This window comes from Streptomyces sp. NPDC016459, assembly GCF_040632845.1.
Taxonomy (GTDB): domain Bacteria; phylum Actinomycetota; class Actinomycetes; order Streptomycetales; family Streptomycetaceae; genus Streptomyces.
Window position 1 is genome coordinate 183,556 of record NZ_JBEYCR010000004.1, and the last position, 14,725, is coordinate 198,280.

Below are 14,725 nucleotides of genomic sequence, written 5' to 3' on the forward strand. Positions count from 1 at the left end.
GTTCTGGAGCCCGGACGGGTGAGGGCGCACCGCGGGGGCGGGCCGGCGTCATGGGGGCGCCGGCCCGCGGGGAGGCCGCGGCGGTCAGTAGCCGGCGACGGGCCGACGGTGGCAGAGGGAGCGGATCCGCTCCTGGACACGTGCCTGCAGCGCGGGGTCGAGCGCGTACGTGGTGTTCGCCGTGTTCTCCGTGGCGGTCAGCACCTCGTGGACGAGGTCCGCGACCTCCGCGACGTCGGCGAGGTCGAGACCGCGCGCCGCCATGCTGTTGCTGCCGAAACGCACGCCGGACGTCACCATGGCGGAGTGGGTGTCGCCGACGATCCGGTTCTTGTTGACGAGGATGCCGCACTGCTCCAGCGCCTTCTCGGCGTTGACGCCCGTGACGCCGTACGACGTGAGGACGTCGGCCACGACGATGTGGTTGTCGGTGCCGCCGGAGATGACCCGTACACCGCGGCCCATGAGCTGCTCGGCGAGCGCGGCCGCGAGGCCCTGCACCCGGTGGATGCGGGCGGTGAACTCCGGTGTGGTCGCCGCCCCCAGGGCGTAGGCCTTGGCGGCGATGCTGTTCACCACCGGCGCGCCCTGGATCAGCGGGAACAGGCCGCTCTGCAGGGTCTGCCGGAGCGTGCGGCCGGTAGGGAGCACCATGTCGGCGGAGTCGCCGAGCAGGATCAGACCGCCGCGCGGACCGTAGAGCTGCTTGTGCGTGCAGGTGGTCACGACATGGGCGTGCGCGAGCGGCGACGGGTGCAGCCCGGCCACCACGAGCCCCGCGATGTGGGTGATGTCGGCGAGCAGGTACGCCCCCACCTCGTCGGCGATGGCGCGGAACGCGGCCCAGTCGAGCGTACGGGGGTAGGCGGTGGTGCCCGCCACGATCAGGCGCGGCCGGTGCCGCAGGGCCTGGGCCCGGACCTCCGCGTAGTCGATGAGGCCGTCGGGCCCGAGGCCGTAGCTGTGGGCGTCGAAGATCCGGCCCGAGATGTTGACCGAGGCGCCGTGGCTGAGGTGGCCGCCCGCGTCCAGGTCGAGGCCCAGGATCGGGTCGCCAGGCTTCAGCAGGGCGTTCATGACCACCTGGTTGGCGGTGCTCGCCGAGTGGGGCTGGACGTTCGCGTAGCGGGCGCCGAAGGCCTGCTTGGCGCGTTCGACCGCGAGCCGCTCGACCTTGTCGACGTTCACACAGCCGGCGTGGAACCTGCGGCCCGGGTACCCCTCGGCCGTGACGTTGGCGAAGAAGCTGCCCTCGGCGAGCAGCGCCGCGGGCGTCACCGGGCTGCACGAGGCGACCAGGGCGAGGGTCTCGTGCTGCCGGCGGAGCTCGTCGTCCATGAGCCCGTACAGGGCCGGGTCACCGAGCTCCATGGCGTGCAGGGCGTTCTCGTAGAAGGACGACAGCGGAGCGGTCGGCGGGGTGAGCGTGGGCAGACCGACGGCGTGGGTCATGGAGTCGCATCCAAACTGTGAGGGCGGCGGTCGACGAGCGGCGGTCGACGGGCGACAGACGGGGTGAGGGGCTGGTCAGAAGTTCGGCGTCGAGAGCATCGCCGCGACCTTGCGGTCGGGGTCCTCGAAGCCGCGCCGGCCGTGCATCACGCGCTTGTTGTCGATCATGACGATGTCGCCGGCCTGCCACTGGAGGTCGACCCGCACCTGCTCGGTGGCGTCGAGGGCGTCCCAGCGGACGTGCTGCGGAATGGTCGAGCCGTCCTCGAACGACACGATCGCGCCCGAGCCCAGGTAGCTGTTGCACAGCGTGGGCGCGTCCACGTAGGGCGCCTGCGGGACCGCGGAGACGGTCCACTTCCAGTTGAGGTTGCCGGCGTCGTCGAAGTCGTACGCGAAATCGTCGAAGGTGGCGAACAGCGCCTCGAGCTCGGTGCGGTCGGCCGTGCCGAACACGCGCTCCTGGTGCTCGGGGGCGGTCGGGAACGGCAGGCGCCAGGTCAGCCGGAGCCTGTCGAACAGGTCGCGGGTCTCCGGGGCGAGCCGCTTGTACGCCTCGACGCCGTCGTAGACCGTCGTCTCACCGTCCTCGTCGGCCGGCCGCACGCAGTAGAACCACTGGAGGCCCGGGTGCAGCGGGCAGTAGCTCATCTCGGAGTGCGCCGGAATGGGATTCCGGTGCGCGTCGACGAGCAGCACGGCGCCGTCGTCGGAAATCGTCTCGCGGTTCGGGTTCTGGTGGAAGAAGAGCTTCGACGAGAACTTCTGGACGAGTTCACGGAAATCGTCGGCGGTGGCCCCGAACCCGCGGAACATCAGAGTGCCGTGCTCCTTGAAGAGTTCGGCTATCTCGGAGTGCGGAAGTTCGGCGAGCGGGAGATCAGCGCTCTCGATCACCAGACCGTGGTGATCGGAAAGGGGAACGGTTTTGAAGGGGGTTATGACCATGAGAATTCCTAGTGGGGAGAGGCCCTGTCAATCGATCACGACGGTGACATTAGAGGGGCGCCAAGAGCGTGGGCAATATCGGAACCCTGGACGGATCCGGTCAATGAAGGGGGCGTGGAATTCCGTCCAAGGTGCGGACAAGGCCATGTCCCCCAAACAGGTGTCACGGCTTTCGGGGGCGTGCGTCCACGCCGTCCTGCCGCGACCATGAGAGGCCGGTCGGTACACGCGGTACCTCTCCGTCCCGGCAGTGGAAGGCGATGTGGAAGGCGAAGCGGTGGAAGGCGATACCCCGGCCGTCCCGGTGCTCGGTCCGGCCGACTGCCACATCTGGTGGACCGATCCGGCCACGGTCACCGACGACTGCCTGACCCTGCTCGACAGGGCCGAGCAGGAGCGGATCCCCCTCCTGCGCAGAGCGGAGGACCGCAGACGGTTCATCGCGGGACGGGCCCTGCTGCGGACCGCCGCGGCCGGCTATCTCGGACGCCCGCCCCGACGTGTCGAGGTGGTCGCCCACTGCCCCGACTGCGACCGGAACCACGGCAAACCCGAACTGCCGGGCACCGGACTCCAGGTGTCGGTCTCGCACTCGGGCGACCGGGTGGCGGTGGCCGTCACCCGGGCCGGCCCGGTCGGCATCGACGTGGAGGAGATCAGCGCGTCCGTGTCGCCCACGGAACTGCTCCCCCATGTCATCGGGCCCGCGGAGCCACGCACCCCCGCCCACGCCACCGCGAGCGGCTTCCACCGGATGTGGACCCGCAAGGAGGCCGTGCTCAAGGCGACGGGTCTGGGCCTGCGGGTGCCGCTGTCCGAGATCGGCGTGTCGGCCCCGGAGGAGGACCCGAGGGTGCTGTTCCTGGGCGGTCCGGCCGCGCGGCCCGCCGAGGACTTCGTCCTGGCCGACCTGGAGCCGGGCGCGGGCTGCGCGGCCGCGGTCGCCGTGATCGGCGGCGGACCGCTGACCTTCACCGCCTACTCCCGGAGCCACCCCTCGGCCGCCGCCTTCAGCGCGGGGCCGCCACGGGCTCCGGCGCCCGTGCGCTGAGCGGCCTCATGTCCGTCCACACCTCCTCGATGTGGTCGAGGCACTGCTGCCGGTCGCCGCGGAACCCGTCCGGCTCCCAGCCGGCCGGCAGCTCACGGTCGGCGGGCCAGAGCGAGTACCGCAGTTCGTGATTGCGGACCACGAGATGGGTGCCGCTGTCCTCGGACGTCATGTCGTCTCCACCTGTTGTCGTTGTCGGGGTTCGATGTGCGCGTACGGGGCGCGCGGGGCGGTCAGGGCGGCGCGGACCAGCTGCGCCTTGTTGTGCGCGCCGAGCTTGGAACGGATGCGCTTCACGTACGTGTCGACCGTGTGCTGGCTGATCCCGATCCGCCGGGCCGCCTGGTCGTGGGTGCAGCCCTCGACGAGATGCCTGAGCACCTCTCGCTCCCGCGGGGAGAGCGTGGCGACCCCCTGCCGGGCGACGGCCCCGGCACCGGCCGGACCCGGACCGGGACCGGGACCCGCCACCCGCCGGACGGCGTCCACGAGCAGCAGCGGGGCGTCGTCGAGGGGATGCGTCTCGCCCACCCGGTCGGGGACGGTGCCCCGCCCGCCGACCGTTCCACCGGCCGATCCGCCGGCCGATCCGCCGGCCGTGCCATCGGCCGACCGGTCGACCGTCCCATCAGCCGTTCCGCCGGCCGTTCTGTGGACCGTCCCGTCGGCCGTCAGCAGGACCGTACGGGCGGCGGGCACACCGGTCGTGCCGTGCGGAGGGTCGGGCAGTTCGTCGAGCAGGCCCAGGTCGAGGACCAGGCAGTCGACCGTGCCGGCCGCCACCGCGAAGGGCGTGCCGGTCGCGAAGGCGACCTGGATGTCGTCCTCGGCGTCGAGCAGATGGCGGATGCCCAGCAGGGCGAGCTGGTTCCGGACGAAGATCCCGGCACGCACCATGTCGACTCCCCGTCTGCGCCGGTTCCGGGGTGTCCCGGCTGTCGGGGCCAAATCTTCTCGATCGGCGGACGCCGGGGAAGACATCTCCGGTGGCCCGTTCGGGTCCTGGCCAGAAAGGGCCACCGGGACGCGGGGCACGGGGGGATCAGGGAGGGTGCGGGTCACGGGGGTCACGGGGGGGGCGCGAGCCACGGGAGCCACGGGAGCCACAACGAAAGAGCCGCCCCGCTACGGGACGGCCCGGGAGGACGACGAAACGCGGACGCGCGGGACGCGTGCGACGCGTGCGACGCGTGCGACGGTCAGCGCTGCTCCGAGATCCAGCCGTTCTGCACGGCGCGGACGCCCGCCTCGAACCGGCTGCGCGCCCCGAGCCGGGTCATCAGCTCGGAGGCCAGCCGCCGCGCGGTACGCGGCGACACGCCGAGCCGCTTGGCGATCGTCTCGTCCGTGTGGCCCTCGGCCAGCAGGATCACGACCATGGCCTGCTGGTCGGTGAGCCCCTGGTCGTCGGCCCTGCTCTCCTCGCTCAGCGGCCGGGCACCGGTCCAGACGCTGTCGAACAGCGCGCACAGCGCGGTCAGCGTGCCGTGGCCGGTGAGGACGAGGGCGCCCTCGGAGCTGTTGTCGCTGTTCACGGGGATGACGGCGGCCTTGCGGTCGACGACGATCATCCGGGTCGGCAGCGTCGGCACGGTGCGCACCTCGCCGCCCAGTTGGGAGAGCCAGCTCACGTACTGAAGGGTGTGCGGACTGTTGCTCGCGCTGTTGAGGTAGACCGTCCGCATCCGGACCCCGCGCTCCAGCAGTTCCCGGTTGAGCGGTTTCGCGGCCTCGATGTGCTCCGGCTGCTGGGGCCCGTCGGGGGCGAAGGTCATGACCTCCTCCCGGGTGTCCCGGGTGAGGGCCGCGAGCCGGTCGCGGATCTGGTCGATCCCGGTCAGGCGCTCACTGTGGGAGCGGGTGTCGGCCGGCCGTGCCTCCGCGAACTCCGCGATCAGCCGGGCCGCGGCCGCCCGCGAGTCCTCCAGCTGTCTCTGGTGTGCGGCGAGTTGCTCCTGCTGACGTGTCATGAGCAGTTGCAGGCCGACCTCGGGCGATACGGGCCACAGCTCGCCCTCACGGTCGTAGGAGGGTCTCAGCAGTGCCAGTTCGCTCAGGGTGTCGAGGGCGTGGCGCACCTGGTCGGTGGTGAGTCCCAGTCGCTCGGCGAGGTCTTTCACGCCGTCCTGCGGCTGTGCGAGGAGGCCCCGGTAGACGGCCTCGGCAACGGCATCGAGGCCGAGCGACGTGAGCACGGAAACATCTCCCCCCGGAGGTCTCGCTGTATAGACGCTCCATCATCACACGTGTGGCCGGATTTCTACAGATGGCGGTGTGGACTGTACCGGCCATTGCCGGAATGGGACTTCTGGTGCTCTTCTCCCGTGTTCGCCCTTTTGGGAAAATGCGCGTGTGTATCTCGTTCACACCGAACTCCTGAACAGGAAGGTGGACTTGTGTATCCCTCAGAACCTCGCGGATCTCCTTCGCGCCCTGGCGCACCCCGACGACAGGGTGGAACATGTGGTCATCCACCCCCGCCCCGGGCACGGCGTGACCGTGGGCGTCTACCTTCTGACCGAACGCCTCCGGGACGCGGAGGAGACGGCGGCGAGACTGTGCGGACGCGCGGTGGACGCGATCGGTCCGCTGCCGGGCTGGCGGGTCGGGCGCTCCGAGGCACCGCTGCTTGCGCCGTACGGGCTCGACGACCTGTGGCTGAGCCCTGAACCCTGACCGCCGGCCGCTGACCGCTTCGGTCCAGGGCCCGTTCCGTCCACCGGATTCCTCTTCCGAAGGTCTTTCTGCTTCGCGAAGCTTTGTCGCACAGAAGGAACAACTCACCGACTTCGGAAGGGATTCATCCCTTGCTGCGTTTTCGTCCCGCCCACCGCTGGGCTGCGGTTCTCCTGACGGCCTTCGCCCTCCTGACCCCGACGTTCGCCCTGACCGGCGAGACCACGGAGTCCGTCGTCGTCGGCGCACCCGCGCCGGACGACATGATCTGGGGCTGACATCCGCCGCGGCGTCACCTGAGACGCGGGACGAGGGCGCCCTGACCGCCCTTCCAGGATGAGCACGGCATCGAGGACACGGGTCTTCGATGCCGTCTCGGCTTTTCAGGCGTGACGGTCGGCGCCCACGGCCGATCGCCGGACGTGGCCCCGCCACAGGGCCGACAGGACGGGGAAGCCGACGGGCTCCGGGTGCGCCCCGCAGACGTCGGCATGAGCGACCCGGCAGGTGTCGGACGGCAGGACGGCACCCGGATCGCCCACGGTCCCGTCGTCGGCGACGCGTCGGCGGCTGTCCTCGGGGACGACCCCGGCCCTCAGCGCCCCCGGCTCGATCATGAGCCAGTGCCCCAGGGCCGTAGGGCGCCATTCGACTCGGGCCCCGCACCAGGCGCACTCCCCGAGGGCGGCACCGGCCGTGTCCGGCCCGAGCCCCTCGGAACGCGGTTCCGGCACGTGCCCCAGGGGCCGGGACCGGGGCGCGAACGCGCCGGAGCGGGCTTCCGGTACGGCGTGGCCGGGGCGGACCGCGAACGCGGCGGCGTCGATCAGACCGGCCAGGACGTCACCCACGAGGACCGGGTCCCGCGTGGCAGCCGCCGCCCTGGCCCCGTCGCACCCCGGGCAGAGCGCCATGCCGGGGCTCTGGACCCACGTCCCGTACGGCGCACCGCAGGAGTCGCACGCGTCACTCCGCCGCTCCGAGCCCATGTCCCGCCCCCCTGAGACGCCATCAGCTGTCAGGGACATTCCCCCTCAGCACCCAGAACGAACGGATGTTTACGGCCATGTCGGCCCGTACCCGTCGGCCGCGCGGGCCGGGCGCCCCCGTCCCCGCCCCGACACCCCCGGCCCGACACCCCCGAGCCGGCACGACCCGGGCCCCGGGGGCCGACCCGCCCCCAAGGCACTCATATGTGCGGCTCCCCGCACGCCCGTGCGCCCGGTGCGGAAGAATGGCGCGGTGACCTCTCCCCGTGCCCCGCGCACTCCCGCCCCGGCGCCCCGGCTGATCGCCACCGACCTCGACGGCACGCTGTTGCACGACGACAAGTCCGTCTCCGAGCGCACGGTCGCCGCCCTCGCCGCGGCCGAGCAGGCCGGGATCGAGGTCTTCTTCGTCACCGGCCGCCCGGCCCGCTGGATGGACGTCGTCAGCGCCCACGTCCACGGCCACGGCCTCGCGATCTGCGCCAACGGCGCCGCCGTCGTCGACCTCCACGCGGGGGGCACCTTCCTCGACGTGCACCCGCTGGAGCGGGCGATCGCCCTCGACGTCGTCCGGGCCCTGCGCGCCGCCGCCCCCGGGACGTCCTTCGCGGTCGAGCTCACCACCGGCATCCACTACGAGCCGCAGTACCCGCCGTTCTTCCTCGACCCCGGAGCGACCGTCGCCACCGCGGAGAAGCTCCTCTACGAGGAGACGCCCGGCGCCGCGGCCCCGGTGCTCAAGCTGCTCGCCCAGCACCCGGAGCTCGACCCCGACGTGTTCCTCGCGACGGCCAGGGCGGCCGCGGGGGAGCGGGCCTCGTTCACCCGGTCGAGTCCCACCGCCCTCATCGAGATCAGCGCGCTCGGTGTCTCCAAGGCCTCCACCCTGGCCCTGTGCTGCGCCGAGCGCGGCATCACGGCCGACGAGGTGGTCGCCTTCGGCGACATGCCGAACGACATCGAGATGCTGAGCTGGGCCGGCCGCTCGTACGCGATGGGCAACGCCCACCCCGATGTGTTCGGCGCCGCCTCCGGCCGTACGGTCGGCAACAACGAGGACGGCGTGGCCGTCGTCATCGAACAGCTGATCACCGAGGCGCGGCAGGACCGGCGTTAGAGCGGGGCCGACCGCGCCACCGTCGTCACCGGCGTCAGAACGGGGCCCACCGGCGTCAGAGCGGGGCCTCCCACACCACCGTCGTACCGCCGCCGTCCTCCCCGACCCCCGGTCCGCACCAGCTCGCGCCGCCCAGCGCCTCGGCCCGCCGCGCCAGGTTGCGCAGGCCGCTGCGGCGGCCGCCCGCGGGGAGGCCGATGCCGTCGTCCGCGACCGAGAGCCGTACCCCCGCGGAGCCGTCGGGCAGGGTGACACCCGCGTCGACGACCACCTCGATCCTGTTCGCCTCCGCGTGCCGGAACGCGTTGGAGAGCGCCTCGCGCAGGGCGGCGATGAGGTTCTTGCCGGTGAGTTCGCCGACCGTCGAGTCGATCGCGCCGAGGAAGCGGTGGGCGGGCTTGAAGCCGAGCGGCACGGCGGCCATGTTGATCTCCCGCAGAACGCGGGTGCGCAGCCCCGACGGAGCCTCGGCGGGTCCCTGCTGGAGCGCGAAGATCGCCGTACGGATCTCCTGGATCGTGACGTCGAGTTCGTCCACCGCCTTGCCGACACCGTCCCGCACGGCCGGCACGATCGACCTGCGCTGGGCGCTCTCCAGCATCATGCCGGTGGCGAACAGCCGCTGGATCACCAGGTCGTGCAGGTCGCGGGCGATCCGGTCCCGGTCCTCGTACACGGCGAGGCGTTCCCGGTCGCGCTGCGCCTCGGCCATCATCAGGGCGAGCGCCGCCTGCGAGGCGAACTGGGTGGCGAGCGTCCGTTCCGCCTCCGTGAACGGGCGGGCCCCCCGCACCCGGGGCGTGGCGAGCGCGCCGAGCACCCGCCCGCCGCTCTGCAGCGGCAGCATCATGCTCGGCCCGTACGAGGAGGTCAGCCGGCTGATCATGAGCGGGTCCGTCGACGCGTCCGCCACGAAGACCGCCTCGCCGTCCAGGAGCCGCCGCACCACCGCGCTCTCGGGCGGGATCACCACGCCGAGGGATTTCGTGGACCGGGGCGAGGAGACGGCGACGATCTCGAGACCGCCGTCCTCGGCGGGCAGCAGCACGATCCCGGCGTCCGCGTCGGCGAGCCTGCGGGCCTGCTCGGCGACGACCGTGAGGGCGTCGTCCGCGTCACCGCCGGAGAGCAGCGCGGTCGTCACGGCGACCGAGCCGTCGATCCACCGCTCGCGCTGCCGGGCGGCCTCGTACAGCCGGGCGTTGCCGATGGCGATGCCGGCCTCGGTGGCCAGGACCCGGACCATGTGCACGTCGTAGTCGTTGAACTCGCCGTCCCCGCGCTTCTCCGCGAGGTACAGATTGCCGAAGATCTCGCCCTGGACCCGGATGGGAACGCCGAGGAAGCTCGCCATCGGGGGATGCCCGGCCGGGAAGCCCGCCGAGCGCGGATCGGTGGCCAGGTCGGCGAGGCGGATCGTCCGGGGCTCGCGGATCAGCGCGCCCAGCAGCCCCGCGTGACCGTCGGGACGCCGCCCGATCCGGCGGGCCACGTCCTCGCCGACGCCGAAGGTGACGAAGTCGGAGAGGCCCCTGCCCTCCTCGTCGACGACGCCGATCGCGGCGTAGCGGGCGTCGGCGAGTTCGGCGGCGGTCTCGCAGATGCGGTCGAGGGTGGAGTGGAGTTCCAGCCCGGTGCCGACCGAGCGCATCGCCTCGAGGAGCTGCGGCACGCGGGCGGTGAGCTCGGTGGACAGCCCCTGGAGGCTGCGGGTGGCCTGTGTGGCGGCTTCCAGGGGGTCCGAGGCGTCGGACGCTGCGGCGGTCATGGCTTGAGCCTAGTAAGTCCTATTTGGCGAGAAAAGTCGGCCGGTCCTCCTCGCCCGCTCCCGCGCCGACGGCGAGCAGGTCGGTCGCCCGCTCCTGGGCCAGCATCCGGCGCAGCGGGCCGTCCGTCTCCGCGAGTTCCGCGTACGGGCCGCGCTGCACGGTCCGGCCCTCGTCCAGGACGAGGACCTCGTCGACCGCGTCGAGGCCGTGCAGCCGGTGGGTGATGAGGACGGTCGTCCGGCCCTCGGTGGCCCGGAGCAGGTCGTCGGTGAGCGCGTCGGCCGTGGCCAGGTCCAGGTGTTCGGCCGGCTCGTCGAGGACGAGGACGGGGAAGTCGGCGAGCAGGGCGCGGGCGAGGGCAAGGCGCTGCCGCTGGCCGCCGGAGAGCCGGGAGCCGTGCTCGCCCACCAGGGTGTCGAGCCCGTCCGGGAGTCCGTCCACCCAGTCGAGGAGCCGCGCCCTGCGCAGTGCCTCGTGCAGTTCCTCGTCGCTCGCCCCGGTGCGGGCGAGCCGCAGGTTCTCCCGGACGGAGCTGTCGAAGAGGTGCGCGTCCTGGGCGCAGAGGCCGACGAGCCGCCGGACCGCGTCGCCTTCGAGCTCCCGCGCGGGCACCCCGCCGAGCCGGTACATGCCCTGCTCCGCGTCCAGGAACCGCAGCAGCACCTGGGCGAGCGTGGTCTTGCCGGAGCCGGAGGTGCCGACGACGGCGACCCTGCGTCCGGCCTCCAGGGTGAGCCGGAAGTCGGAGAGCGCGGCCCGCTCCTGCCCCGCGTACCGGGCGGACAGCCCGGCCAGTTCCAGCGGGAACGGACCCGTCGGGGGGCTGTGCGGCTGAGCCGGCTCGTGTACGGGGACGGGGGCGTCGAGCACCTCGAAGACCCGCTCGGCACTGTGCCGGACGCGCTGGCGGTACCGCACGGCGAGCGGCAGTCCGGTGACGGCCTCGAAGGCGGCGAGCGGGGTGAGCACGACCACGGCGAGGGCCACTCCGTCGAGGCGTCCGTCCCGTACGGCCTGGACACCGACGAACCCGGCGGCCACGACCGTGAGCCCGCACACCAGGGCGGAGAGCCCGGACCCGAGCGCCGTGGCGGCGGCCTGCCGGGAGGCGATCCCGGTGAGGGTGCGGTCGGCGACCCGCGCCCGTTCGATACGGCTTCGCAGGGCCCCGGCCACCGTCAGCTCGGCGCAGCCGCGCAGCAGGTCGGCCACGGCGGTCGCGAGAGCGCCGCGCGCGGGGGCGAGCCGCCGTTCGGCCCGGCGGGCCAGCGCCCCGCCGGCCGCGGGGACGAGGACGCCCGCGACGAGGAGGCCCACCGCGAGGACGGCACCGGCCTCGGGCAGCAGCCAGGCGGTGAACCCGACGGACGCGACCCCGACGACGAGCGCCGCGCCGGCGGGGAGCAGCCAGCGGAGCCAGTAGTCCTGGAGCGCGTCGACGTCCTGGACGAGCCGGGAGAGCAGGTCCCCGCGGCGGGTGCGGCGCAGCCCGGCCGGGGCGATCCGCTCCAGGCGCCGGTAGACGGAGACCCGGAGTTCGGCGAGCATCCGGAGCACGGCGTCGTGCGAGACGAGCCGCTCGGCGTACCGGAACACGGCCCGCCCGATACCGAAGGCACGCGTGGCGGTGACGGCCACCATCAGATGCAGCACGGGCGGCTGCTCGGAGGCCCGGGAGATGAGCCACCCGGACACCGCCATGAGCCCCACGGCCGACCCGAGGGCGAGACTCGCGAGCAGCAACGCGAGCCCCATCCGCCCCTTGAGCTCCCCCGCCATGTCCCGAACCCGCCGAAGCACGGCCCCCGGCGCGGTGCGCGCACCCGCACGTGTTGTGGGCATCTGTTCCGCATGGGGCGGAACGGGTGGGCACAACGCCGCACCCGCGTCGGACCCGACGCCCCCCGCGCCTCGGCCCACCCCCCGCGCCTCCGCAAGGACAGCGCCCGCGCCCCGCACGGCCCCGGCCCCGGCCCCGGCCCCGGCCCCCGGCAGGGTCACCACCCGGTCCGCGACAGCGAGCAGCGCCGGCCGATGCACGACCAACAGGACGGTACGGCCGACGGCGAGCCGACGGACCGCGTCCACGACCCCCGCCTCGGTCTCCCCGTCCAACGCCGCCGTCGGCTCGTCGAGCAGCAACAACGGCCGGTCCGCGAGAAACGCCCGGGCCAGCGCGAGCCGCTGCCGCTGCCCCGCCGAGAGCCCGGCCCCGTCCTCGCCGAGCACCGTGTCGAGCCCTTGTGGGAGCCCCGCGACGAACCCGTCCGCACCGGCGTCCCGCAGAGCCTCCCGTACCGCCTCGTCGGAGGCGTCCGGGCGGGCCAGGCGGACGTTCTCGGCGATCGTCCCGGCGAAGAGGTACGGCCGTTGCGGCACCCAGGCGATCCGGGACCGCCACTCCTCCAGGTCGAGCGACCCCAGGTCGACGCCCCCGACCCGCACCGATCCGCCCTCCTCCGGCACGGCGAACCCGAGCACGACATCGAGCAGCGTCGACTTCCCGACCCCGCTCGGCCCCACCAGGGCAACCGTCTCACCCGGCTCGACCGTCAGCGTCGCCGCGTCGAGCGAGGGCTCGGCCCGCCCGGCGTGACGTACCGTCACCCGGTCGAGCTCCAGCCGAACGGACTGCGGTACGGCGACACCCGCACCCGCACCCCCCGCCACCGGCTGCTCCAGGACCTCGAAGATCTCCTCCGCCGCGGCAAGCCCTTCCGCCGCCGCGTGGAACTGCGCCCCCACCTGCCGCAGCGGCAGATACGCCTCGGGGGCCAGGATGAGGATGACGAGCCCGACGTACAGATCGAGTTCGCCGTGGACGAGCCGCATGCCGATGGTCACGGCGACGAGCGCGACCGACAGGGTCGCGAGGAGCTCCAGGGCGAAGGACGAGAGGAAGGCGATCCGCAGCGTGCGCATCGTCGCCCGCCGGTACTCCGAGGTGATCTCGCGGATCGACTCGGCCTGCGCCTTGGCCCGGCCGAAGATCTTGAGGGTGGGAAGCCCGGCCACCACGTCCAGGAAATGACCGGAGAGCCGGGAGAGCAGCTTCCACTGCCGGTCCATCCGGGCCTGGGTGTACCAGCCGATGAGGATCATGAAGACCGGGATGAGCGGCAGGGTGACGACGATGATCGCCGCCGAGACCCAGTCCTCGGTGACGATCCGGGCCAGGACCGCCACCGGCACGACCACCGCCAGGCCGAGCTGGGGCAGATAGCGGGCGAAGTAGTCGTCGAGGGCGTCCACGCCCCGCGTCGCGAGAGCGATGAGCGAACCGGCCTTCTGCCCGCTCAACCAGCCCGGACCGAGCGCGGCCGCCCGGTCGAGGAGCCGGCCGCGGAGTTCGGACTTGACCGCCGCGCTCGCCCGGTGGGCGGCGAGTTCGGTCAGCCAGGAGACCAGGGCCCGCGCCACCGCGACGCCCACGAGCAGCAGCAGGGCGGTGGTCAGGTCGGAGACCGACTGGCCCTTCTGGAAGGCCCCCACCACGATCTCGGCGATGAGCATCGCCTGGGCGATGACCAGCGCCGCCCCGACGAGGCCGAGGAGCACCACCGCGATCAGGAAGACTCGGGTGGCCCTGGCGTACCGGAGCAGACGCGGATCGATCGGTTTCACGTGAAACATGCTCCCCTGGAAGGGCCGACTCGCCGGCGCGACTGGTGGGACGACTACGTGGTGGCGGGACGACTGGTGGGCGACGACTAGTGGGCGTCGGCAGCGATGTGCTGCGTCCCGATCCGCTTGCGGAAAACCCAGTAGGTCCAGCTCTGGTAGAGCAGCACCAGCGGGGTCGCGATGGCCGCGCACCAGGTCATGATCTTGAGCGTGTACGGGCTCGACGACGCGTTCGTCACGGTGAGGCTCCACGCGGGGTCGAGCGACGACGGCATGACGTCCGGGAAGAGCGCGAGGAAGAGCATCGCCACGGCGGCGGCGATGGTCACGCCCGAGAGCGCGAACGACCAGCCCTCGCGGCCCGCCTTGATCGCGCCGATCGCACCGACCAGGGCCGCCACGGCGACCAGCATCGCCCCGAGGCTCCAACTGTCCCCGGTATGGACCTGGGTCCAGATCAGGAAGCCCAGCGCGAACACCGCCGTGACCACACCGAGCTTGAGCGCGAGCGCCCGTGCCCTGACCCGGATGTCACCGACCGTCTTGAGCGAGGCGAAGACCGCGCCGTGGAAGGTGAAGAGGGTCAGGGTGACCAGGCCGCCGAGGAGCGCGTACGGGTTGAGCAACTCCCAGAAACCGCCCACGTACTCCATGTCCGCGTCGATCTTCACGCCCCGGACGATGTTGCCGAAGGCCACACCCCAGAGGAACGCGGGGATCAGGGAGGTCCAGAAGATCGCCTGTTCCCAGTTGCGCTGCCAGTTCTCCTCGGGTCGCTTCACCCGGTACTCGAAGGCGACACCCCGGATGATCAGACAGACCAGGATGATCAGCAGCGGCAGGTAGAAGCCGGAGAAGAGGGTCGCGTACCACTCGGGGAACGCGGCGAAGGTCGCGCCGCCCGCGGTGAGCAGCCACACCTCGTTGCCGTCCCAGACGGGTCCGATGGTGTTGATGAGGACCCGCTTCTCGGCCCGGTCGCGGGCGAGCAGCTTGGTCAGGACGCCGACCCCGAAGTCGAAGCCCTCGAGGAAGAAGTAGCCGATCCAGAGGACGGCGATGAGTACGAACCAGACGTCGTGGAGTTCCATGCCTCGAT

General features: G+C 72.4%; 13 protein-coding genes. 4 read left to right on the forward strand and 9 right to left on the reverse strand.

Going from position 1 to position 14,725, the window contains the following annotated elements; translation table 11 throughout:
* Positions 1–84 precede the first annotated feature (84 nt).
* Both glyA and ABZ567_RS13265 read right to left on the reverse strand, forming a co-directional pair.
* On the reverse strand, positions 85–1,452 hold the full coding sequence (gene glyA, locus ABZ567_RS13260) for a serine hydroxymethyltransferase (RefSeq protein ID WP_360788038.1): 1,368 nt from the start codon (positions 1,450–1,452) through the stop codon (positions 85–87).
* Between the two features lie 75 nt (positions 1,453–1,527).
* Entirely contained in the window at positions 1,528–2,349 is an 822-nt protein-coding gene (locus ABZ567_RS13265; RefSeq protein WP_360788041.1) for a TauD/TfdA family dioxygenase, read from the reverse strand.
* A 328-nt stretch (positions 2,350–2,677) separates the two neighbouring features.
* Here ABZ567_RS13265 and ABZ567_RS13270 point away from each other — a divergent pair, with 328 nt between their 5' ends.
* Positions 2,678–3,451 carry a 4'-phosphopantetheinyl transferase superfamily protein gene (locus ABZ567_RS13270; RefSeq protein WP_360788044.1) on the forward strand — a complete coding sequence of 258 codons (774 nt, stop codon included), beginning with the start codon at positions 2,678–2,680 and terminating at the stop codon, positions 3,449–3,451.
* On the opposite strand, the gene ABZ567_RS13275 is transcribed toward ABZ567_RS13270, so the two are convergent.
* From ABZ567_RS13275 to ABZ567_RS13285, 3 genes are all read right to left on the reverse strand, one after another.
* On the reverse strand, positions 3,411–3,623 hold the full coding sequence (locus ABZ567_RS13275) for an MbtH family protein (RefSeq protein ID WP_360788047.1): 213 nt from the start codon (positions 3,621–3,623) through the stop codon (positions 3,411–3,413). The two genes, ABZ567_RS13270 and ABZ567_RS13275, sit on opposite strands and share 41 nt — an antisense overlap.
* Entirely contained in the window at positions 3,620–4,348 is a 729-nt protein-coding gene (locus ABZ567_RS13280; protein ID WP_360788050.1) for a helix-turn-helix transcriptional regulator, read from the reverse strand. Before ABZ567_RS13280 ends, ABZ567_RS13275 begins: the two co-directional genes overlap by 4 nt.
* Before the next feature lie 302 nt (positions 4,349–4,650).
* Positions 4,651–5,646, reverse strand: a complete 996-nt coding sequence (locus ABZ567_RS13285) for a helix-turn-helix domain-containing protein (RefSeq protein WP_360788053.1) — start codon at positions 5,644–5,646, stop codon at positions 4,651–4,653.
* 199 nt (positions 5,647–5,845) lie between these two features.
* Between ABZ567_RS13285 and ABZ567_RS13290 the strand changes: the two genes are divergently transcribed.
* Both ABZ567_RS13290 and ABZ567_RS13295 read left to right on the forward strand, forming a co-directional pair.
* On the forward strand, positions 5,846–6,127 hold the full coding sequence (locus tag ABZ567_RS13290) for a hypothetical protein (protein WP_360788056.1): 282 nt from the start codon (positions 5,846–5,848) through the stop codon (positions 6,125–6,127).
* 131 nt (positions 6,128–6,258) lie between these two features.
* Entirely contained in the window at positions 6,259–6,405 is a 147-nt protein-coding gene (locus tag ABZ567_RS13295) for a hypothetical protein (protein WP_360788059.1), read from the forward strand.
* 105 nt (positions 6,406–6,510) lie between these two features.
* Here the strand turns inward: ABZ567_RS13295 and ABZ567_RS13300 are convergent, their stop codons facing one another.
* Positions 6,511–7,041 (reverse strand): DUF6083 domain-containing protein, encoded by a 531-nt coding sequence (locus ABZ567_RS13300; protein WP_360788062.1) that lies wholly within the window; start codon positions 7,039–7,041, stop codon positions 6,511–6,513.
* A 328-nt stretch (positions 7,042–7,369) separates the two neighbouring features.
* Here ABZ567_RS13300 and ABZ567_RS13305 point away from each other — a divergent pair, with 328 nt between their 5' ends.
* Positions 7,370–8,233, forward strand: coding sequence for a Cof-type HAD-IIB family hydrolase (locus ABZ567_RS13305; protein ID WP_360788065.1), 864 nt, complete (start codon positions 7,370–7,372; stop codon positions 8,231–8,233).
* A 55-nt stretch (positions 8,234–8,288) separates the two neighbouring features.
* Here the strand turns inward: ABZ567_RS13305 and ABZ567_RS13310 are convergent, their stop codons facing one another.
* The 3 genes from ABZ567_RS13310 to cydB all read right to left on the reverse strand — a co-directional run bounded on the left by ABZ567_RS13310 (position 8,289) and on the right by cydB (position 14,717).
* Positions 8,289–10,001, reverse strand: a complete 1,713-nt coding sequence (locus tag ABZ567_RS13310) for a GAF domain-containing protein (protein ID WP_360788068.1) — start codon at positions 9,999–10,001, stop codon at positions 8,289–8,291.
* 19 nt (positions 10,002–10,020) lie between these two features.
* On the reverse strand, positions 10,021–13,635 hold the full coding sequence (gene cydD, locus ABZ567_RS13315; protein ID WP_360788072.1) for a thiol reductant ABC exporter subunit CydD: 3,615 nt from the start codon (positions 13,633–13,635) through the stop codon (positions 10,021–10,023).
* A 77-nt stretch (positions 13,636–13,712) separates the two neighbouring features.
* Positions 13,713–14,717: a cytochrome d ubiquinol oxidase subunit II gene (gene cydB / locus ABZ567_RS13320; protein WP_360788075.1), complete on the reverse strand. Its 1,005-nt coding sequence runs from the start codon at positions 14,715–14,717 to the stop codon at positions 13,713–13,715.
* Between the last annotated feature and the right edge of the window lie 8 nt (positions 14,718–14,725).